This window comes from Streptomyces sp. NPDC058653, from assembly GCF_042716895.1.
GTDB lineage: Bacteria > Actinomycetota > Actinomycetes > Streptomycetales > Streptomycetaceae > Streptomyces.
In genome coordinates, this window is the sequence record NZ_JBHXRM010000006.1 from 112321 (window position 1) to 131680 (window position 19360).

Annotated in this window: 18 protein-coding genes and 1 riboswitch; of the genes, 15 read left to right on the plus strand and 3 right to left on the minus strand. The window is 69.2% G+C overall.

Annotated elements, in window-relative coordinates:
- The first annotated feature begins 9 nt into the window (after nucleotides 1–9).
- The 4 genes from coxB (at nucleotide 10) to ACFWU9_RS07450 (ending at nucleotide 4486) form a co-directional block, all read left to right on the plus strand.
- The gene (gene coxB / locus ACFWU9_RS07435) at nucleotides 10–972 is read left to right on the plus strand and encodes a cytochrome c oxidase subunit II (protein ID WP_384315438.1); all 963 of its coding nucleotides are present in this window, start codon (nucleotides 10–12) and stop codon (nucleotides 970–972) included.
- Nucleotides 969–2708: a cytochrome c oxidase subunit I gene (ctaD, locus tag ACFWU9_RS07440; RefSeq protein WP_384315439.1), complete on the plus strand. Its 1740-nt coding sequence runs from the start codon at nucleotides 969–971 to the stop codon at nucleotides 2706–2708. The genes coxB and ctaD overlap by 4 nt, the downstream gene beginning before the upstream one ends.
- Nucleotides 2705–3103: a cytochrome c oxidase subunit 4 gene (locus ACFWU9_RS07445; RefSeq protein WP_384315440.1), complete on the plus strand. Its 399-nt coding sequence runs from the start codon at nucleotides 2705–2707 to the stop codon at nucleotides 3101–3103. The genes ctaD and ACFWU9_RS07445 overlap by 4 nt, the downstream gene beginning before the upstream one ends.
- A gap of 129 nt (nucleotides 3104–3232) precedes the next feature.
- Complete coding sequence (locus tag ACFWU9_RS07450) at nucleotides 3233–4486, plus strand: Ig-like domain-containing protein (RefSeq protein WP_384315441.1); 1254 nt, start codon at nucleotides 3233–3235, stop codon at nucleotides 4484–4486.
- A gap of 31 nt (nucleotides 4487–4517) precedes the next feature.
- On the opposite strand, the gene ACFWU9_RS07455 is transcribed toward ACFWU9_RS07450, so the two are convergent.
- Nucleotides 4518–4919 (minus strand): hypothetical protein, encoded by a 402-nt coding sequence (locus ACFWU9_RS07455; protein WP_384315442.1) that lies wholly within the window; start codon nucleotides 4917–4919, stop codon nucleotides 4518–4520.
- Nucleotides 4920–5180: 261 nt separating this feature from the next.
- On the opposite strand from ACFWU9_RS07455, the gene ACFWU9_RS07460 reads away from it, so the two are divergent.
- The 6 genes from ACFWU9_RS07460 (at nucleotide 5181) to ACFWU9_RS07485 (ending at nucleotide 12507) form a co-directional block, all read left to right on the plus strand.
- Nucleotides 5181–5801, plus strand: a complete 621-nt coding sequence (locus ACFWU9_RS07460; protein WP_384315443.1) for a heme-copper oxidase subunit III — start codon at nucleotides 5181–5183, stop codon at nucleotides 5799–5801.
- An 80-nt stretch (nucleotides 5802–5881) separates the two neighbouring features.
- The gene (locus tag ACFWU9_RS07465; RefSeq protein ID WP_384315444.1) at nucleotides 5882–6691 is read left to right on the plus strand and encodes a c-type cytochrome; all 810 of its coding nucleotides are present in this window, start codon (nucleotides 5882–5884) and stop codon (nucleotides 6689–6691) included.
- Nucleotides 6688–7743: a Rieske 2Fe-2S domain-containing protein gene (locus tag ACFWU9_RS07470; protein ID WP_384315445.1), complete on the plus strand. Its 1056-nt coding sequence runs from the start codon at nucleotides 6688–6690 to the stop codon at nucleotides 7741–7743. Before ACFWU9_RS07465 ends, ACFWU9_RS07470 begins: the two co-directional genes overlap by 4 nt.
- Nucleotides 7740–9368, plus strand: coding sequence for a cytochrome bc complex cytochrome b subunit (locus tag ACFWU9_RS07475; protein ID WP_384315446.1), 1629 nt, complete (start codon nucleotides 7740–7742; stop codon nucleotides 9366–9368). Before ACFWU9_RS07470 ends, ACFWU9_RS07475 begins: the two co-directional genes overlap by 4 nt.
- Before the next feature lie 218 nt (nucleotides 9369–9586).
- A complete protein-coding gene (trpD, locus tag ACFWU9_RS07480) occupies nucleotides 9587–10654 on the plus strand; it encodes an anthranilate phosphoribosyltransferase (protein WP_384315447.1) in 1068 nt (355 codons plus the stop codon).
- Between the two features lie 94 nt (nucleotides 10655–10748).
- Nucleotides 10749–10866, plus strand: a riboswitch (SAM riboswitch).
- A gap of 252 nt (nucleotides 10867–11118) precedes the next feature.
- Nucleotides 11119–12507, plus strand: coding sequence for an aminotransferase class V-fold PLP-dependent enzyme (locus ACFWU9_RS07485; protein WP_384315448.1), 1389 nt, complete (start codon nucleotides 11119–11121; stop codon nucleotides 12505–12507).
- 23 nt (nucleotides 12508–12530) lie between these two features.
- Here the strand turns inward: ACFWU9_RS07485 and ACFWU9_RS07490 are convergent, their stop codons facing one another.
- On the minus strand, nucleotides 12531–12812 hold the full coding sequence (locus tag ACFWU9_RS07490; RefSeq protein WP_242570311.1) for an Lrp/AsnC family transcriptional regulator: 282 nt from the start codon (nucleotides 12810–12812) through the stop codon (nucleotides 12531–12533).
- Nucleotides 12809–13519, minus strand: coding sequence for a rhomboid family intramembrane serine protease (locus tag ACFWU9_RS07495; protein WP_384315449.1), 711 nt, complete (start codon nucleotides 13517–13519; stop codon nucleotides 12809–12811). The genes ACFWU9_RS07490 and ACFWU9_RS07495 overlap by 4 nt, the downstream gene beginning before the upstream one ends.
- A gap of 174 nt (nucleotides 13520–13693) precedes the next feature.
- Here ACFWU9_RS07495 and ACFWU9_RS07500 point away from each other — a divergent pair, with 174 nt between their 5' ends.
- From ACFWU9_RS07500 to ACFWU9_RS07520, 5 genes are all read left to right on the plus strand, one after another.
- On the plus strand, nucleotides 13694–13936 hold the full coding sequence (locus ACFWU9_RS07500; RefSeq protein ID WP_384212449.1) for a hypothetical protein: 243 nt from the start codon (nucleotides 13694–13696) through the stop codon (nucleotides 13934–13936).
- A 35-nt stretch (nucleotides 13937–13971) separates the two neighbouring features.
- Complete coding sequence (locus ACFWU9_RS07505; protein WP_384315450.1) at nucleotides 13972–15333, plus strand: NYN domain-containing protein; 1362 nt, start codon at nucleotides 13972–13974, stop codon at nucleotides 15331–15333.
- 340 nt (nucleotides 15334–15673) lie between these two features.
- Nucleotides 15674–16699 (plus strand): NlpC/P60 family protein, encoded by a 1026-nt coding sequence (locus ACFWU9_RS07510; protein ID WP_384315451.1) that lies wholly within the window; start codon nucleotides 15674–15676, stop codon nucleotides 16697–16699.
- A 280-nt stretch (nucleotides 16700–16979) separates the two neighbouring features.
- Nucleotides 16980–18008 (plus strand): NlpC/P60 family protein, encoded by a 1029-nt coding sequence (locus tag ACFWU9_RS07515; RefSeq protein ID WP_384315452.1) that lies wholly within the window; start codon nucleotides 16980–16982, stop codon nucleotides 18006–18008.
- A gap of 79 nt (nucleotides 18009–18087) precedes the next feature.
- Entirely contained in the window at nucleotides 18088–19356 is a 1269-nt protein-coding gene (locus ACFWU9_RS07520) for a hypothetical protein (protein ID WP_384315453.1), read from the plus strand.
- The last annotated feature ends 4 nt before the right edge of the window (nucleotides 19357–19360 follow it).

Consider the following 19360-nt stretch of genomic DNA (forward strand, 5'->3'; position numbering starts at 1 on the left):
AGGCGCTACGTGAGTCCCAACGGCTCCGACCGCTCGTCGCGGCGCCCGATGCGGCGGAAGCTGCCGCAGGTGCTGACTGCGGGCCTGATCCTCGCGACCGCCACCGGTTGCACATACAGGGATTTTCCCCGCCTTGGAATGCCCACACCGGTGACCGAGGAGGCCCCCAGAATCCTCTCCCTCTGGCAGGGCTCGTGGGCGGCAGCGCTCATCACGGGCATCCTGGTCTGGGGGCTGATCCTGTGGAGCGTCATCTTCCACCGGCGTAGCCGCACCAAGGTGGAGGTTCCTCCACAGACCCGTTACAACATGCCCATCGAGGCCCTGTACACGGTCGTTCCCCTCATCATCGTGTCGGTGCTCTTCTACTTCACCGCGCGTGACGAGTCGAAGCTCCTCTCCCTGGAGGACAAGCCCGCCCACACCATCAACGTGGTCGGCTACCAGTGGAGCTGGGGCTTCAACTACGTCGAGAACGTGGACGGCGACGACTCCACGGGCGCCGAGGTGCCCTCGGAACTCGCGGACATCCCCCAGAAGTTCCAGGACGACTTCCCCGCCGGCGCCGAAGGCGTCTACGACGCCGGAGTCCCGGGCGACAGGAACCCCCAGAACGGCAACCCGGGTCCGACCCTGTGGCTGCCGAAGGGGGAGAAGGTCCGGTTCGTCCTCACATCACGTGATGTCATCCACTCCTTCTGGGTCGTGCCGTTCCTGATGAAGCAGGACGTCATCCCGGGTCACACCAACGCCTTCGAGGTGACTCCCAACCGGGAGGGCACCTTCATGGGCAAGTGCGCCGAACTGTGCGGTGTGGACCACTCGCGGATGCTCTTCAACGTCAAGGTCGTCTCCCCGGAGCGCTACCAGCAGCACCTGAAGGAGCTGGACGAGAAGGGGCAGGAAGGCTACATCCCGTCGGGCATCGAGCTGACGGACCCGGCCAGGAATGCGGAGAAGAAACAACTGTGAGCATCCTCAACGAACCCAAGGGTGCCGCCGTAGCAGCTGACGACTCGTACGAGAACGAGCTGCCGGTGCGGCGCAAGCAGCCCGGCGCTGTCGTCGTCAAATGGCTGACCACCACCGATCACAAGACGATCGGCACGCTCTACCTGGTCACGTCGTTCGTCTTCTTCTGCATCGGTGGTGTGCTCGCGCTCTTCATGCGCGCCGAGCTCGCCCGTCCCGGCACGCAGATCATGTCGAACGAGCAGTTCAACCAGGCGTTCACGATGCACGGCACGATCATGCTGCTGATGTTCGCGACGCCGCTGTTCGCCGGTTTCGCGAACTGGATCATGCCGCTCCAGATCGGTGCGCCCGATGTGGCGTTCCCCCGGCTGAACATGTTCGCCTACTGGCTCTACCTGTTCGGCTCGATCGTCGCGGTGGCCGGCTTCATCACCCCGCAGGGCGCGGCCGACTTCGGCTGGTTCGCCTACTCCCCGCTGTCGGACGCGGTCCGTTCACCGGGCGTCGGCGCCGACCTGTGGATCATGGGTCTGGCCCTCTCCGGCTTCGGTACGATCCTCGGCTCGGTCAACTTCATCACCACGATCATCTGCATGCGCGCGCCCGGCATGACGATGTTCCGCATGCCGATCTTCTGCTGGAACGTGCTGCTGACCGGTGTGCTCGTCCTGCTCGCCTTCCCGGTGCTGGCCGCCGCGCTCCTCGCCCTGGAGGCCGACCGGAAATTCGGTGCGCACATCTTCGACGCCGCCAACGGCGGCGCGTTGCTGTGGCAGCACCTCTTCTGGTTCTTCGGGCATCCAGAGGTCTACATCATCGCGCTGCCGTTCTTCGGGATCGTCTCCGAGATCATTCCGGTGTTCAGCCGGAAGCCGATGTTCGGCTACATCGGCCTGGTGGGCGCGACCATCGCCATCGCCGGCCTCTCGGTGACGGTGTGGGCGCACCACATGTATGTGACGGGCGGGGTACTTCTACCGTTCTTCTCGTTCATGACATTCCTGATCGCGGTGCCGACCGGAGTGAAGTTCTTCAACTGGATCGGCACGATGTGGAAAGGCTCGCTGTCCTTCGAGACACCGATGCTCTGGACCATCGGCTTTCTGGTCACCTTCACCTTCGGCGGTCTGACGGGCGTCATCCTGGCCTCGCCGCCGATGGACTTCCATGTCTCCGACTCGTACTTCGTCGTCGCGCACTTCCACTACGTCGTCTTCGGCACGGTGGTCTTCGCGATGTTCGCCGGCTTCCATTTCTGGTGGCCGAAGATGACGGGCAAGATGCTCGACGAACGGCTCGGGAAGATCACCTTCTGGACGCTGTTCATCGGTTTCCACGGCACGTTCCTGGTGCAGCACTGGCTGGGCGCGGAAGGCATGCCGCGGCGGTACGCGGACTATCTCGCCGCCGACGGCTTCACCGCCCTGAACACGATCTCCACGATCAGCTCCTTCCTCCTCGGTATGTCGGTCCTGCCGTTCCTCTACAACGTCTGGAAGACGTCCAAGTACGGGAAGAAGGTCGAGGTGGACGACCCGTGGGGCTACGGTCGCTCACTCGAATGGGCGACTTCCTGCCCGCCGCCGCGGCACAACTTCATCACGCTGCCGCGTATCCGCTCCGAATCCCCGGCGTTCGACCTGCACCACCCGGAGATCGCGGCGCTGGAACACCTTGAGAACGACGGGCAGAAGGACGCCGCGCTGCTCGGCGGCAAGGAGGTCGGCAAGTGAAGGTCCAGGGCTGGATGTTCTCCCTGCTGAGCCTCTTCATCCTCGTCGTCGCGATCGTCTACGGCGCGTGGTCGAAGGAGCCGGCCGGCACCGCCGCGCTCTTCCTGGCGTTCGGCCTGAGCCTCATGATCGGCTTCTACCTGGCCTTCACGGCCCGGCGGGTCGACGCGATGGCGCAGGACAACAAGCAGGCCGACGTCGCGGACGAGGCCGGCGAGGTCGGGTTCTTCTCCCCGCACAGCTGGCAGCCGCTCTCGCTGGCCATCGGCGGCGCGCTCGCGTTCCTCTCCGTCGCCATCGGCTGGTGGCTGCTGTTCTTCTCCTTCCCGGTGCTCCTGATCGGCCTCTGGGGCTGGGTCTTCGAGTACTACTCGGGTGAGAACCAGAACCAGTAGCCGTAACGCGGCGAGAGCCACGACCGGACGTACAAGGGCCCGGATCCCCTCACCCCTGAGGTGGATCCGGGCCCCTCGTTTGCAGTCATACAGCGCGCCGTAACCGCACATTCTTCATAACGTGTGCATATGAACCACACGCCGCGCTTTCGCACCGTTCTCGGCTGCACTCTGCTGGTCCTGTCCCTCGGGGCGACAGCGACCGGTTGTGGCGGTTCGGACGGCCATCCTCTGTCAGGCAAGCCCTACGACGCAGCCGACCAGGTCTCCCTCAACGCGCCCAAGGGCGACGCCAAGGCGAACCCCGACAAGCCTCTGGAAATCGTCGCCAAGGGCGGTGACGCCCGCATCACCGACGTGACCGTCACCGACGCCTCCGGCCACCACCTGGCGGGCGAGCTGGCCGCCGACGGCGCCCGCTGGCACTCCACGGCCCCCCTGGCCGCCGGTGCCCGCTACACCGTCAAGGTCGCCACGGAGGACGACGACGGCGCCCCCGGCAGCCGTACGCTCGACTTCGAGACATCCCCCATGAAGCGGAACCTGTCCGTGAAGCTCGGCCCCAAGGCCGGCAAGTACGGCGTCGGCCAGCCCGTCACCGCGGAGCTCAGCGCGCCGGTGAAGGAGAAGGAGGCCAGGGCCGTCGTCGAGCGTGGCCTCAAGGTCCGCTCCAGCCCCGCCGTCGAGGGCACCTGGCACTGGGTCGACGACAAGACCCTGCACTTCAGGCCCCGGGAGTTCTGGCCCGCCAACGCGTCCATCGAGGTCAGCAGCACCCTGGACGGGATAAAAGTGGGCAACAAGCTCTACGGGGGGCCGGTGAAGCCCCTCAAGATCACTACTGGCGACCGGCTCGAAGCCATCGCCGACGCCGGTACGCACCACATGACCGTGCTGCGCAACGGCGAGGAGATCAAGACGATCCCCGTGACGACCGGCAAGCCCGGCTTCTCGACCCGCAACGGCATCAAGGTCGTGCTGGAGAAGCAGGCCTTCGTACGGATGCGCGGCACCAGCGTCGGCATCGCCGCCGGCAGCAGCGAGTCCTACGACCTGCCCGTCCACTTCGCGACGCGGGTCACCTGGAGCGGTGAGTACGTCCACGCCGCCCCGTGGTCCGTCGGCTCGCAGGGATCGGCCAACGTCAGCCACGGCTGTGTCGGTATGTCCACCGACAACGCCGAGTGGTTCTTCGACGCCGTACGCGAGGGCGACATCGTCAAGGTCGTCAACAGCGAGGGCGAGGACATGGACCCGTTCGGCAACGGCTTCGGCGACTGGAACCTGGACTGGAACGAGTGGCGCCAGGGCAGCGCCCTGGTGGGCGGTACCAAGGACGGCAGGGGCCCGGTGGAAGCCGCCCGGCTGCGTCCACACGTCTGACGCCGCCGGGTGACCGGCCCCGGTGGAGCCGTCAGGCCTCCACGGCGAGCCTGGTGCGCAGCAGCGCCGCCAGTGCCTCCGGGAAGCCGACCGGCTCCACCGGCAGCGTCACAGCGGCCTCCGCACGGCTCCAGGTGGCCAGCCACGCGTCCTGCGGGCGGCCCATCAGCAGGAGTACGGGCGGGGAGTTGAAGATCTCGTCCTTGATCTGCCGGCACAGGCCCATGCCACCGATGGGGGTGGCCTCGCCGTCGAAGACACAGGCGTCGACGCCACCCTTGTCGAGCACCTTGAGGACGGCGTGCATCGTCGCGCACTCCAGGTACTCGACCGGTGGCAGATCGGCGGCCGGCCGGCGTCCCGCGGCCGTCCGTACCTGCTCGCGGGTGTTCGCGTTGTCGCTGTAGACCAGGACCGTGGCGGTCGGCTGCATTGTTCCTCCGTGACATCCGTCGTGACATCCGCACATCCGCGTCTGCGAGGGCCTCGGGGCCCCGGGTCTGTCGGCCGGTGGAAGGCGACAGGCCCTTGGCGCGGAGACCCGCTGCGCGGATGCTACTCCGTCGGGCGCCATGTCAGCACGGGTCCCGGCCGCCCGCGATGGGCCGTTCGGTCCTGGCCCGAATCCCGTCCGAAGCCGCTGACACTCCGAAAAGCACCCCCGGGAGTGAGGGCGGGATAAGCGACCGACATAATGTCGGTCGTGGCGACAGCAACGACAGTAGAAACCGGGCACGCGCACCCGACGGTCAATCGGCCGAACCTCACCAGTGTCGGAACGATCATCTGGTTGAGCTCCGAGCTGATGTTCTTCGCGGCCCTCTTCGCGATGTACTTCACCCTGCGGTCGGTGACAGGGGAGGCGTTCTGGTCGGAGAAGGCCGATACGCTGAACGTCCCGTTCTCCGCGGTCAACACCACGATCCTGGTGCTCTCCTCACTCACCTGCCAGCTCGGCGTCTTCGCCGCGGAGCGGGGCGACGTGAAGAAGCTCCGCTCGTGGTTCGTGATCACGTTCGTGATGGGTGCGGTCTTCGTCGGTGGTCAGATCTTCGAGTACACGGAGCTCGTCAAGCACGAGGGCATCTCGCTCTCGTCCGACGCCTACGGCTCCGCGTTCTATCTGACGACCGGCTTCCACGGTCTGCACGTGACAGGCGGTCTCATCGCCTTCCTGCTGGTTCTCGGCAGAACGTACGCGGCCAAGAGGTTCACCCACCAGCAGGCAACCGCCGCCATCGTCGTGTCCTATTACTGGCACTTCGTCGATGTCGTCTGGATCGGCCTATTCGCCACGATCTACCTGATCAAGTAGCGGGCCACAGCGCCCGAAGCGCTTGCACCCAGTCCAGTCCAGAAGCACCGACGCAGAAGATCCTGACACCGGGGTAATCCGTGAAAAAGCTCTCCGCACGACGACGCCATCCGATGGCGGCGGTCGTCGTCCTACTCCTCGCGCTGGCGGCCACCGGGGGGCTGTACGCCGCGTTCGCGCCCGCGGGCAAGGCACAGGCAGACGACACCGCCCAGTCCCTCGCCATCGACGAGGGCAAGAAGCTGTACGCCGTTGGCTGCGCGAGCTGCCACGGCGTCGGCGGTCAGGGTACGACCGACGGTCCGCAGCTGACCGGCGTCGGCGCCGCGGCCGTGGACTTCCAGGTCGGCACCGGCCGGATGCCGGCGCAGCAGCCCGGCCCGCAGGTACCCAAGAAGAAGGTCATCTACGACCAGAAGGAGATCGACCAGCTCGCGGCGTACGTCGCCTCGCTCGGCCCCGGTCCCTCGGTCCCGTCCGCGGAGCAGTCGAACCCGGAAGGGGCGGACGCGGCCAAGGGCGGCGAGCTGTTCCGGTCCAACTGCGCGCAGTGCCACAACTTCGGCGGTGAGGGCGGCGCGCTGACGAACGGCAAGTACGCCCCGAGCCTGGAGGGCGTGACCCCCAAGCACATGTACGAGGCGATGCTGACGGGTCCGCAGAACATGCCCGCCTTCCCCGACTCGACGATGCCCGAGCAGCAGAAGCAGGACATCATCGCGTACGTCGAGTCCGTGAACAGCGACGAGTCCTCGAACCCCGGCGGGCTCAAGCTCGGTGGCATCGGGCCCGTCAGCGAGGGGCTCTTCTCGTGGGCCATCGGTCTGAGCGCACTGATCGCACTCGCCGTCTGGGTCGCGGCGCACACCGCTAAGGCCAGGAAGTCATGAGCGACAACCGGAACACAGACGAGATCCTGCCGAGCAGCGAGCAGGAATCCGCGCACGGCGACGTGGAGCGGGCCCAAGACCCGTTCGCCGACCCCGGGATGCCGGCCCACCGGCCGCGTATCCAGGACATCGACGAACGGGCGGCCAAGCGCTCCGAACGCACGGTGGCGGGACTTTTCACCCTGTCGATGCTGGCCACGGTGGGCTTCATCGCCTGCTTCGTCGCCTTCCCCGTCGACAAGATCGTGTACGTGTGGCCCTTCGGCCATGTGAGCGCGCTCAACTTCTCACTGGGACTGACCCTCGGTGTCGCCCTGTTCGCCGTCGGCGCGGGAGCGGTCCACTGGGCCCGCACCCTGATGAGCGACGTCGAGATCATCCAGGAGCGGCACCCGATCGAGGCCACTCCCGAGGTCGCCGCGCAGGCGAAGCGGGACTTCCTCCAGGGTGCCGCGGAGTCCGGCTTCGGACGCCGCAAGCTCATCCGGACCACGATGTTCGGCGCGCTGGCCCTGGTGCCCCTCTCCGGCATCGTCCTGCTGCGTGACCTCGGGCCGCTGCCCGAGGACAAGCTGCGCAAGACGTTCTGGAAGAAGGGCCTGATGCTCATCAACCAGAACACGAACGAGCCGCTGCGTCCCGAGGACGTCACGGTGGGGTCGCTGACCTTCGCCCAGCCCGAGGGGCTGGACGAGCACAACGAGGACTTCAACAATGAGATCGCCAAGGCGGCTCTCATGATCGTCCGCATCCAGCCGGCCGACATCAAGGACAAGCGCGAACTCGAGTGGTCGCACGAGGGCATCGTGGCCTACTCGAAGATCTGCACCCATGTCGGCTGCCCCATCAGCCTGTACGAGCAGCAGACGCATCACGTGCTCTGCCCGTGCCACCAGTCAACCTTCGACCTCTCCGACGGCGCCCGCGTCATCTTCGGCCCGGCCGGCCACGCCCTTCCGCAGCTGCGGATCGGTGTGAACGGTGAGGGTTATCTCGAAGCGCTCGGCGACTTCGACGAGCCCGTCGGTCCTTCCTTCTGGGAGCGCGGATGAGTACAGCGTCTGACGAAAAGAGCCGCCAGGCTCCTGCGGGAGAGCGGGTCGCCGACTGGGCGGACGGTCGTCTCGGGATCTACGGTGCCGCCAAGGGCATGGTGCGGAAGGTCTTTCCAGACCACTGGTCCTTCATGCTGGGCGAGATCGCCCTGTGGAGCTTCGTCGTCATCATCCTCACGGGTGTGTATCTGACGCTGTTCTTCCACCCGAGCATGAACGAGGTCGTGTACGACGGCAGTTACGTGCCGATGCAGGGTGTCCGGATGACCGAGGCGTACGCCTCGACCCTGGACATCAGCTTCGACGTCCGTGGCGGTCTGCTGATCCGGCAGATCCACCACTGGGCCGCGCTGATCTTCGTGGCGGCCATGCTGGTGCACATGATGCGCGTCTTCTTCACGGGCGCGTTCCGCAAGCCGCGCGAGATCAACTGGATCTTCGGCTTCCTGCTGTTCGTGCTGGCGCTGTTCACCGGACTCACCGGTTACTCGCTGCCGGACGACCTGCTGTCGGGAACCGGTGTCCGCTTCGCGCAGGGCGCCATCCTGTCCACGCCGATCGTCGGCACGTACATCTCGATGTTCCTGTTCGGCGGGGAGTTCCCCGGCCACGACATCGTGGCGCGGTTCTACTCGATCCACATCCTGCTTCTGCCGGGCATCATGGTCGGCCTCGTGGTGGCGCACCTGATCCTGGTCTTCTACCACAAGCACACGCAGTTCGCGGGCCCCGGCAAGACCAACAACAACGTCATCGGCGCCCCGTTCATGCCGATCTACATGGCGAAGGCCGGCGGCTTCTTCTTCCTCATCTTCGGTGTCATCGCGATCATCTCGGCGATCGCCACGATCAACCCGGTGTGGGCGATCGGCCCCTACCGTCCGGACCAGGTCTCCACCGGAGCCCAACCGGACTGGTATCTGGGCTTCTCCGAGGGCCTGATCCGGGTGATGCCCGGCTGGGAGCTGAACTTCTGGGGCCATACGCTGGTCCTCGGCGTCTTCATCCCGCTGATGATCTTCCCGATGGTGCTGGTGGTCCTCGCGGTCTATCCGTTCATCGAGTCCTGGGTCACCGGCGACAAGCGCGAGCACCACATCCTGGACCGCCCGCGCAACGCGCCAACGCGGACCGGCGTCGGTGTGGCCTGGCTGACCTGGTACTTCGTCATGCTGGTCGGTGGCGGAAACGACATCTGGGCCACTCATTTCCATCTGTCGATCAACACGATCACCTGGTTCGTCAGGATCGCGTTCTTCGTCGCGCCCGTCGTCGCGTTCGTCGTCACCAAGCGGATCTGTCTGGGACTTCAGCGCCGCGACGCCGAGAAGGTGCTGCACGGACGCGAGTCCGGCATCATCAAGCGGCTGCCGCACGGTGAGTTCATCGAGGTCCACGAGCCGCTCGACCAGAGCGCGCTGCACACGCTCACCGCGCACGAGCAGTACAAGCCGGCCGAGATCGGCCCGACGGTCGACGAGAACGGTGTCGAGCGCAAGACCTCTCCGACGGAGAAGCTGCGGGTCAGGCTGAGCAAGGGCTACTACGGCGAGGGAAGCCAGATCCCCAAGCCGACGGCCGAGGAGTACAACGAGATCACGAGCGGCCACGGCCACCACTGATCGGCGTACGTCCTGCCGGGCCCCGGCCCGGTCTCCTTCGGGGGACCGGGCCGGGGCCTTCGTACGTCCCGGTCGCGTTCCCCTCCCGGCGCTCGTTCGGCGGGCAGATCGTCCGCCCTTCGGGCGGCGGGTCCTGGATCGGGGCCGACGCCGATAGGCTGACGCCGCCTGCACGGGCCACACGGCCGTGCACCCGTCCACAGACCCCAGGAGCGAGCATGAGCAGCGCTGTTACACCGGCCGGAGGCGACACCGTGGCGGCGCGTTCCTGGCCGGGTGTACTGAACCCGCTGCTGCGCGGTGAGGACCTCGACGCCGAGGACACCGCCTGGGCCATGCACCGCATCATGAGCGGCGAGGCGACCGACGCGCAGATCGCGGGCTTCGCCGTCGCGCTGCGCGCCAAGGGCGAGACCGTCGAGGAGGTCACGGCGCTCGTCAACGCCATGTACGAGCACGCCATGACCATCGAGGTGCCCGGCGACACCGTCGATGTCGTCGGCACCGGGGGCGACCTCGCCAAGACCGTCAACATCTCCACGATGGCCGCGATCGTGGTGGCCGGCGCGGGCGGCAAGGTCGTCAAGCACGGCAGCCGGGCCGCCTCGTCCGCGAGCGGCGCCTCCGACGTCCTGGAGAAGCTCGGCGTCAATCTGGAACTGACACCGCAGCGGGTCGTGGAGGTCGCCGAGGAGGCGGGGATCACCTTCTGCTTCGCCGCGAAGTTCCACCCGGCGCTGCGGTACGCGGCCAAGGCCCGCAAGGAACTCGGCGCCCAGACCACGTTCAACATCCTGGGCCCGCTGACCAACCCGGCGCGGGTCCGCTCGCAGGCGGTCGGCGTCGCGGACATCCGGATGGCGCCGATCGTGGCCGGCGTGCTCGCGGCGCGGGGCAACTCCTCGCTCGTCTTCCGCGGCGACGACGGTCTGGACGAACTGACCACGACCGCCACCTCACACGTATGGGTGGTTCGGGACGGCCGGGTCACCGAGCAGAGCTTCGACCCCAGGGACATCGGTCTGGAACTGGTCCCGGTCGAGGCCCTGCGTGGCGCCGACGCCTCGTACAACGCGGACGTGGCGCGCCGGCTGCTGGACGGCGAGAGCGGCCCCGTGAGGGAGGCGGTCCTGCTGAACGCGGCGGCGGCGCTGGTGGCGCTCGAACCGTCCGACGCCGCGCTGAACGACCGGCTCGCCGCGAAGTACGAGCGCGCGGCCCGCGCGGTGGACACCGGCGCGGCGAAGCAGGCGCTGGACCGCTGGGTGGCGGCCAGCAACGCGTGACGGAGGCCGACCACGGCCCAGGACGGCCCGGAGGGTGTCCCGTATGACGGACACCGTCTGGGCCGTCGCGCACGCGTGGGGTAATCTCGCCCCAGGTCATGAGTGACAGCGACTACGGCCCCGGCCCGCTGTCCGGCAACCCTCCGTCCGTGGCGGGGTGCCCCGGGTGAAGACCAGGCCGTAGGCAGCGAGGTCTACGGCAAGCGCGGACCCCTGGACATCGTTCGGATGTCGTCATCCCTGGGGTCCTTGGTCCTCGAGGGAGCAGTCTCGTGAGCAAGCGAATGCGATAGGGCTTTCGGCCCGGTTCCCGCGCATCGCGCCGGAACAGAGGCCGGCCCTCTTCAGTGAGCCCCACACCCCAGGCCATGTCCCGCGCCGTCACGGCATCCGCCGTCACGACGACGCGTCGGCCTGCCGGGTCCTGACGCCGTTTCCGCCTTGTCCCGCCGGGAGATACCGACATGTCCGTACAGACCTCCACACATCGCCCCAGCGCCACCACTGCCGCGGGCACCGAGGACGACCAGCCGCTGCCCGTCCTCGGACGTGATGTCACCGTCCCCCTCGTCACCGGCGGCGAGGTCACCTACGCCGCCCTCGACTACGCCGCCAGCGCCCCCGCCCTCCAGCGCGTCTGGGACGACGTCGCCGCCTACGCCCCGTACTACGGCAGCGTCCACCGCGGTGCCGGATACCTCTCGCAGCTCTCCACCGACCTCTTCGAGAACAGCCGCCGCACCGTCGCCCGCTTCCTCGGCTGTCGCGAGGACGACCAGGTCGTCTTCACCCGGTCCACCACCGACTCGCTCAACCTGCTGGCCTCGGCGCTCCCCGAGCGGTGCGAGGTGTTCGTCTTCGAGACCGAGCACCACGCGTCGCTGCTGCCCTGGCGCGACGCGCGGGTCACCTTCCTGAACGCGCCGCGCACCCCGCGAGAAGCGGTCGCCACGCTGGAGCGGGCGCTGGCGCGACGTGACCTTGAGAGCCCCGCGCTGGTCTGTGTCACCGGCGCCTCCAACGTCACCGGCGAGCTGTGGCCCGTACGGGAACTGGCCGCCGCCGCGCACGCCCACGGCGCGCGTGTCGTGCTCGACGCCGCGCAGCTCGCCCCGCACCATCCCGTGGACATCGCGGAGCTCGACGTGGACTGGGTCGCCTTCTCCGGGCACAAGCTGTACGCGCCGTTCGGCTCCGGTGTGCTCGCGGGCCGCGCGGACTGGCTGCGGGAGGCGGAGCCGTATCTCGCCGGTGGTGGCGCCAGCCGCAAGGTCGCGCGCCGTACGGACGGGGGTGTGGACGTCGAGTGGCACACCGGCGCGGCACGGCACGAGGCCGGATCGCCCAACGTCATCGGCGTGTACGCGATCGCCTCCGCCTGCGAGGCGCTCACCGAGGCGGGCTTCGACCGGCTGGTCGAGCGTGAGCAGGAGCTGGTGGCCCGGGTGCGCGAGGGACTCGCCGAGGTGCCCGAGGTGCGGGTGCTCTCCCTCTTCGGCGACGCCGCGCCCCGCGTCGGCGTCATCTCCTTCGTGGTCGAGGGCTGGAACAGCTCCCACTTCGCCGCCGCGCTCTCGGCGGAGTACGGCATCGGCGTGCGCGACGGCCTCTTCTGCGCCCACCCGCTCGTCCGGACCCTGCTGGGCGGCGACCCCGGGGACCCGGGGGAGTGCGGGGCGCCGGACGCCGGTCCCGGCGAGAGGTCCCTCAACGCGATCCGGGTCAGCTTCGGGGCCGGCACGCCGGACGAGCACGTGGCGCGGTTCACCGGCGCCGTCAAGGAACTCGTCCGGGACGGCGCGCGCTGGAACTACCGCACGGAGGACGGCCGTTGCGTCCCCGACCGGGGCTGAGCCGCCGGCCCTGAGGAAGGGCCCTAGGCGTCGAGGCCGATCGCGAAGGCCGCTTCCAGATCGTGCTGGGAGTACGTACGGAACGCCACGTGCGTGTCCGTGGCCTCGACGCCCGGGATCTTGCTGATGCTGCCGGGGATGACGTCCGCCAGGTCGTCGTGCCTGGCGACCCGCACCATGGCGATCAGGTCGTAGGTGCCGGTGACGGAGAAGACCTCGCTGACGCTCTCCAGCGCCGCGATCGACTCGGCGATCTCGGGGATCCGGTCGACGCTGGTCTTGATGAGCACGATCGCGGTGATCACGGTTGACGTTCTCCCTCGGGTGCCGCTGAACGGGACTTCACTCTAGCCGTACGCCGGAAGAGCCCCCAGGCGGCGACGAAGCCGAGGGCGAAGCCCACCAGATGTGCCAGATACGCCACGCCGGGGCCCGGCCCGGCGTTGTGGGCCGCCAGCCACTGGAGGACGAACCAGAAGATCAGGACGATCCAGGCGGGGAAGCGCAGCGGCAGGAAGAAAAGGAACGGAAAGAGGCTGGTGACGCGCGCGCGGGGAAAGAGAAAGAGGAAGGCTCCCAGCACGCCGGAGATCGCGCCCGACGCACCCACCAGGGTCTGGTCGGAGTCCGCGTTCGCCGCCGCGTAGGCGAGCAGGGCGAGATAGCCGCAGACGAGATAGAAGAGGGTGAACCGCACCCGCCCCATGCGCTCCTCGGCCATCGCCCCGAAGACATAGAGGAAGAGCAGGTTGCCGAGCAGATGGAGCCAGCTTCCGTGGACGAAGAGCGCGGTGAGAGGGGTGAGCAGAGCGTGGGAATCGCCGCTGGTCAGCTGGTCGGGGATGACTCCCCAGCGCTCGAAGTACGCGCTCTGCGCCGCGAGCAGCGCGTCACCGGTCCCGTACGCGGGGTTGAACCCCGACAGCGGGCCGGTGAGGAAGGCCAGGGCGCACAGGCCGATCAGCCCGTAGGTCATCACCGGCGCTCGGGCCACCGCCCGCCAATCGATCATCCACGGATCATCCCGTACACGGACAGAGAGTGACAGAGCGCCTCGCCGCGACATGGGACATGCGGGAGGCCGTAGGGTTACGGGCGCGTACTTCCACGGAACGGTGCCGTACCGGAGTGCGGTGCGGCAGGCTCGACCTCACGACATCAGGCTCGACGAAATGAGGACGGCACGATGACGACGGTTCCCTTGCCGACCGACGCCACCCGGTGGCGCTGCACCCTGTGCGGCAATCTCACCAGGTTCGACGTGACGCGCTCGTCCAAGGTGGTGGAGTACGTCCATCTGGACCTGGCCGGGACCTCGAAGGTCGAGGAGCGCGACGTGGTCAGTGAGACCATCGAGTCCGTCCGTTGCCGCTGGTGCAACGCGGTGGATCAGATCGAACTGGTGGACAGGCCGGGCGCCGGCTCCTGAGGGAGCCGCCCGAAAGGGTAGTGGGGTGACGGATCGTGGAGCAGCCCGCACATGGCGCTGAGCCGGCCGGTGCGGCCGGCGGCGACGCCGAGGCGCTCGACAGGCCGCTGCCCGAGGGAGTACGGCGCCGGGTCGTGGCGCTGGTCTCGGACGCCTTCGGCGGTCTGACCGTCACCGAACTGCCCCCGCAGCTACGACAGTACGCGCGCTTCACCCCGACCAGACGGGCCCGGTTCGCGGGCAACGCGATGGCCGCCGCCCTGGAGAGCGACCCGGTGTTCCGGCAGCGGATCGGCGAGCGGTTCGGCCAGGCCGATCCCGAGCTGGCCGCCGCGGTGGAGTCCGGGTCGCCGCCCCCGGCCGCCGACCCCGTCGACGTGGCGGCGGCGGCCTACGTCCTGCGGCCCGTGGGCTGGGTGAAGCTGGTCGCGGCGGCCGGCGAGGAGGTCCAGCGCGCCGACGCCGAGCGGGTCGACGAGGAGAACCGCCGTGAGCTGGAGCGGCTGCGCGAGGAGCTGGCCCAGGCCCGCGCCGCGACGAGGAGCGAGACGGAGCGGCTGCGCACGGAGCTGGACGCCGCCCGCAAGGAGGCCGAGTCCACGCACCGCAAGCTCCGCAGCGCCCTGAGTGATGTGAAGCGCGGCGAGGCCGCCCTGCGCCGTACGTCCGCCGAGATCGAGGCCGCCCGCGCGGAGGCCGCCGTTCAGGTGTCCGCGGCGGAGAGCGAGACGCGGCGCCTCAAGGCCCGGCTCGCGGAGGCGGAGTCGGCGGTGGAGGCCGGCCGCCGGGCCGCCCGTGAGGGGCGCTCCGTGGAGGACATGCGGCTGCGGCTGCTGCTCGACACCGTCCTGGAGTCGGCCCAGGGGCTGCGGCGGGAGCTGGCGCTGCCGCCCGCCGCCTCCCACCCCGCCGATCTCGTGGACGCCGTGGAGCCCGGCCGGATGTCGCCCAAGGACGTCGCGGCGCGCGCGCTCTCCGACATGGACCCGGCGCTGCTGGACCAGTTGCTCGCGCTGCCCCAGGCGCATCTGGTCGTGGACGGCTACAACGTCACCAAGACCGGCTATCCGACGATGCCGTTGGAGAAGCAGCGGCTGCGGCTGCTGGGCGGGCTCGCGATGCTCGCGGCGCAGTCCGGCGCCGAGATGACGTGTGTCTTCGACGGGGCCGAGCTGGCCGCCCCCGTACTGCTCGCGCCGCCGCGCGGAGTGCGGGTGCTGTTCTCGAAACCGGGAGTGACGGCGGACGAGTTGATCCGTCAGCTCGTACGGGCGGAGCCCCCCGGGCGCCCCGTGGTGGTCGTCTCCACCGACCGTGAGGTCGCCGACGGAGTGGCGCGGGCCGGGGCGCGGCCCGTCGCGTCCGCCTTGCTGCTGAAGCGGCTTTCGCGCGTCTAGTAACTCCTGTGGCCAATGCGGCATTTGGTCCCCCCATGTCACACCACAGCGTCAATTGCTCATCACTGTCGGTGCGATGTATGTGAAGAAACCACTCCGCGGCCAAGTTTTTTCTCTTCAGGATTTGAACTGATCACGGGAAGGTCACTAGGGTCATGCCTCGAACCTTCGCGCGGTTGATCACCCATCCGGGGTGGCGGCGAAGGAACCGCCGAATTCGTCCAGTTCAGTCCGGTTGTACCGGATTCCCGGCCCCCGCCGGGAAAGCTGAACGTACGGAGCCGGGGACCCGCTCCCCACTGACCCGGTAGGCGGCTCGAGGAAGAAGGAGCTCGCCTTCGTGGCGTCCCACCGTCGTCCCAAGCAGCCGAGCCGCGCCCGCGTGACCGTGCTCTCCGCGACCGCAGCCGCAGCTGTCGCCCTGACGTCCCAGGCCGCGCAGGCCGACCCGAAGCCGACCGTCGAAGACGTCAAGGAAAAGGTCGACAAGCTCTACCACGAGGCCGAGGCCTCGACGGAGAAGCACAGCGGCGCCGAGGAGAAGGAAAAGAAGCTCGAGAAGCAGGTCGAGGCGATCCAGGACAAGGTCGCCCGTGGCCAGGAGGAGCTCAACGAGCTGCGCACCGGCCTCGGTTCGATGGCCAGCGCCCAGTACCGCTCCGGCGGTATCGACCCGGCCCTCCAGCTCTTCCTCTCCTCCGACCCCGACGACTATCTGGACAAGGCCTCCGTGCTCGACCAGATGGGCACCAAGCAGGTCGGCGCGCTGGAGAAGATCCAGGCCAAGCAGCGGACCCTCGCGCAGCAGCGCCAGGAGGCGACCCTCAAGCTCAAGGACCTGGAGGCGACCCGGGTCGAGCTGGCGAAGAAGAAGAAGGACGTCCAGACCAAGCTCAACGCCGCGAACAAGCTGCTCAACACGCTGACCGCGGAAGAGCGCGCGAAGATCCAGGCCGACGACGTGAAGCGCGCGGCCCGTGGCAACGAGCGCGTCAACCTCGGTAACGAGTCGGCCTCTTCGGGCATGGCCGCCGCCGCGCTGGCCGCCGCCAAGACCCAGCTCGGCAAGCCGTACATCTCCGGCGCCGAGGGCCCCAACTCCTACGACTGCTCCGGGCTGACCCAGTGGGCCTACGCCCAGGCGGGCGTGAGCCTCACCCGGACCACGTACACCCAGGTCAACGACGGCGTCCAGATAGGCCGGGGCGAACTCGCCCCCGGTGACCTGGTCTTCTTCAGCGGTCTGAGCCATGTCGGCCTCTACGCGGGCAACGGCCAGGTCATCCACGCCCCGAAGCCGGGCACCGTGGTGCGCTACGAGTCCATGGAGTGGGCCGGCAGCTTCCAGTTCGGCGTCCGCGTCTGACACACCGCTCGGCGCGGGTGCCCACCACGGACACCCGCGCACACCCACGGACACCACCGCGACCGCCCGTACGGGCGAATTACGGTTACTCCCGCTGACGCACGCCCCGCCGGTGACCTGTGATCTCCGGCGGGGCATCACTGTCTGTGCCCGGCGCGGCCTTTGGTCACTCCGTGTCCGCACGGTTACTGTCTGCTGCGCCGCAGCTCCCGGTCGTGGTTCCGCCCGCCGGGCGGCAGGGGCTGCGTAGTTGCGTCAGCGGAAGGAAGTGCGGCTTCCTGTGGTGTCCCATCGTCGTTCCTCACACCCCGGCCACAGCCGGGGCACCCGGGTCACGGTCCTGTCCGCCGCGGCTGTCACGGCCGCGGCCGCCCTCGGGACGGCGCCGGCGGGCGCGGACCCGAGAGAGACGACCGAGGCGACCCGGTCGACGGTCGACCGGCTGTACGAGGAGGCCGAGAAGGCCACCGAGCGGTTCAACAAGGCGGGCGAGCGGGCCGGTGTGCTGCGCCAGCGGGTGGACCGGGTGCGGGACAGCGCGGCCCGGGGCCAGGAGCGGGTGAACAGGATGCGGGGCGCGCTCGGTTCGATCGCGAGCGCCCAGTACCGCTCCGGCGGGCTCGACCCGGCGCTCGCCCTGCTGCTCTCCTCCGACCCGGACAGCTATCTCGGCAGGGCCGAGGCCCTCGGCCGGCTGAGCGACCGGCAGGCGGCCGCCCTGCGGGAACTCGGCCTCGCCCAGCGCAAGCTCGACGGGCAGCGTGACGAGGCGGCCAAGGACCTCGCCGAACTGGAGCGCAGCCGGGCCGCCGTCGCCCGCCACAAGCGCACCGTCGAGGCCAAGCTCGCGGCGGCGCGGCGGCTGCTGAACTCGCTGCCCGACGCCGAGCGGGACGCCGACCGGGCCTCGCGCTCGGGGCGCGACGGGGGCTCGCTCTCCTTCGGGGCGGAGGCGCCCGCCTCCGCGCGGGCCGGGGCCGCCGCCCGCGCCGCCCGCGGTGTCGTCGGGATGCCTTACGTATGGGGGGCCAACGGCCCCTCCGGATTCGACTGTTCGGGCCTGACCCAGTGGGCGTACGCACAGGCCGGGGTCTCCCTGCCGCGTACGTCACAGGCGCAGCGGTACGCCGGACAGCAGGTGCCGCTCTCCGAGGCGCGACCGGGCGACCTGGTCGCCTACCGCGACGACGCCAGCCACATCGGGATGTACATGGGCAACGGCCAGGTCGTGCACGCGCCCTATCCCGGTGCCTCGGTCCGCTACGACCCGGTCGGCATGATGCCGGTCTCCTCGGTCACCCGGATCTGAGCGGGTTCTGCCCTCGCGGTGCCCGGTCGCCGACGATCTGTCGGGATTCGTCCTCGCGGCGCCCCGTACGATCGGCGGGGTGGCAGGTCAGGGACGTACGACTCGAAGACGTGCGGCGGGTCGCGGGCGTGCGCCCACCCCTCGCACGGCGCGCCGCCGTGCGGCGGCGGCGCTGCTGGGGTGCCTGCTGGTCGCCTCCGGCTGTTCGGCGCCCGGCGCGGGCGACAGGGCCGCCGGCGCGATCGGGCGGACGCTCGACCACCGGGCGGAGGCGCTGCTCGACCGTGACGAGAGCCGCTATTTGGCCGCCGTCGACCCCGGGGCGGCTGATCTGCTCGCGGCCGAGCGGCGGACGTACCGCAATCTCAGCGACGTGCCCGTGCGCTCCTGGGAGTACGAGCTGCGCGACGTCGACCGGTCCGGAAAGCGCGCGACGGCGCGGGTCGAGCTGCGGTACCGGATAGAGGGCTACGACAGCGCGCCCGTCACCTCGGCCCGCACGCTGGAGCTGCTGGAGCGGGACGGGCGCTGGTACGTGACGGCCGACCGGCCGGGCAAGGGCGGTGTGCAGCAGCTCTGGCAGCAGGGCGCCGTCGACGTCGTCCACGGCAGGCGAAGCCTGATCCTCGGCGTCGGCCAGGACAACGACCGGCTGCGCGAGATCGCCGCCGCCGCCGACCGGGCGGTGCCCGCCGTCGACGAGGCGTGGCCGGGCGAGTGGTCGGGCCGCGTCGTGGTGCTGGTGCCGGAGTCGGTGACGTCGATGGCCGGCCTGCTGGGCGCGTCGGCGACGAGCTACCGGGGCATCGCGGCCGTCACGACCGGCGAGACCGGGCGGGAGGGCTCCTCCCCGGCGGACCGGGTGATCGTCAACCCCGAGGCGTACAGCATCCTGGGCGACTTCGGGCGCCGGGTGGTGCTCACGCACGAGACCACACATGTGGCGACCCGGGAGGACACCTCGAAGGCCACGCCGATGTGGCTGTCGGAGGGTTTCTCCGACTGGGTCGCCTACCGGGACACCAGCCCCATGGACGGACAGGCCGCGCCGGAGCTCGAACGGTCGCTGCGCCGGGGCGATCTGCCCGCCGCGCTTCCCGAGGACGGCGACTTCGCGTTCGACGCGGACGCGGACGAACTGGCGCGGGCGTACGAGGGCGGGCGCCTCGCCTGCGAGCTGATCGCCGAGCGCTGGGGCGAGCGGAAGCTGACGGACTTCTACCGGGCGGTCGGGGAGCACGACGAGCGGGAGGGCGCGGTCGAGGACGCGATGAACGAGGTGCTGTCGGTGACGCCCGAGGAGTTCGGCGGGCTGTGGCGCGACCACATGCGCGAGCGGCTGCGCTGAGGGC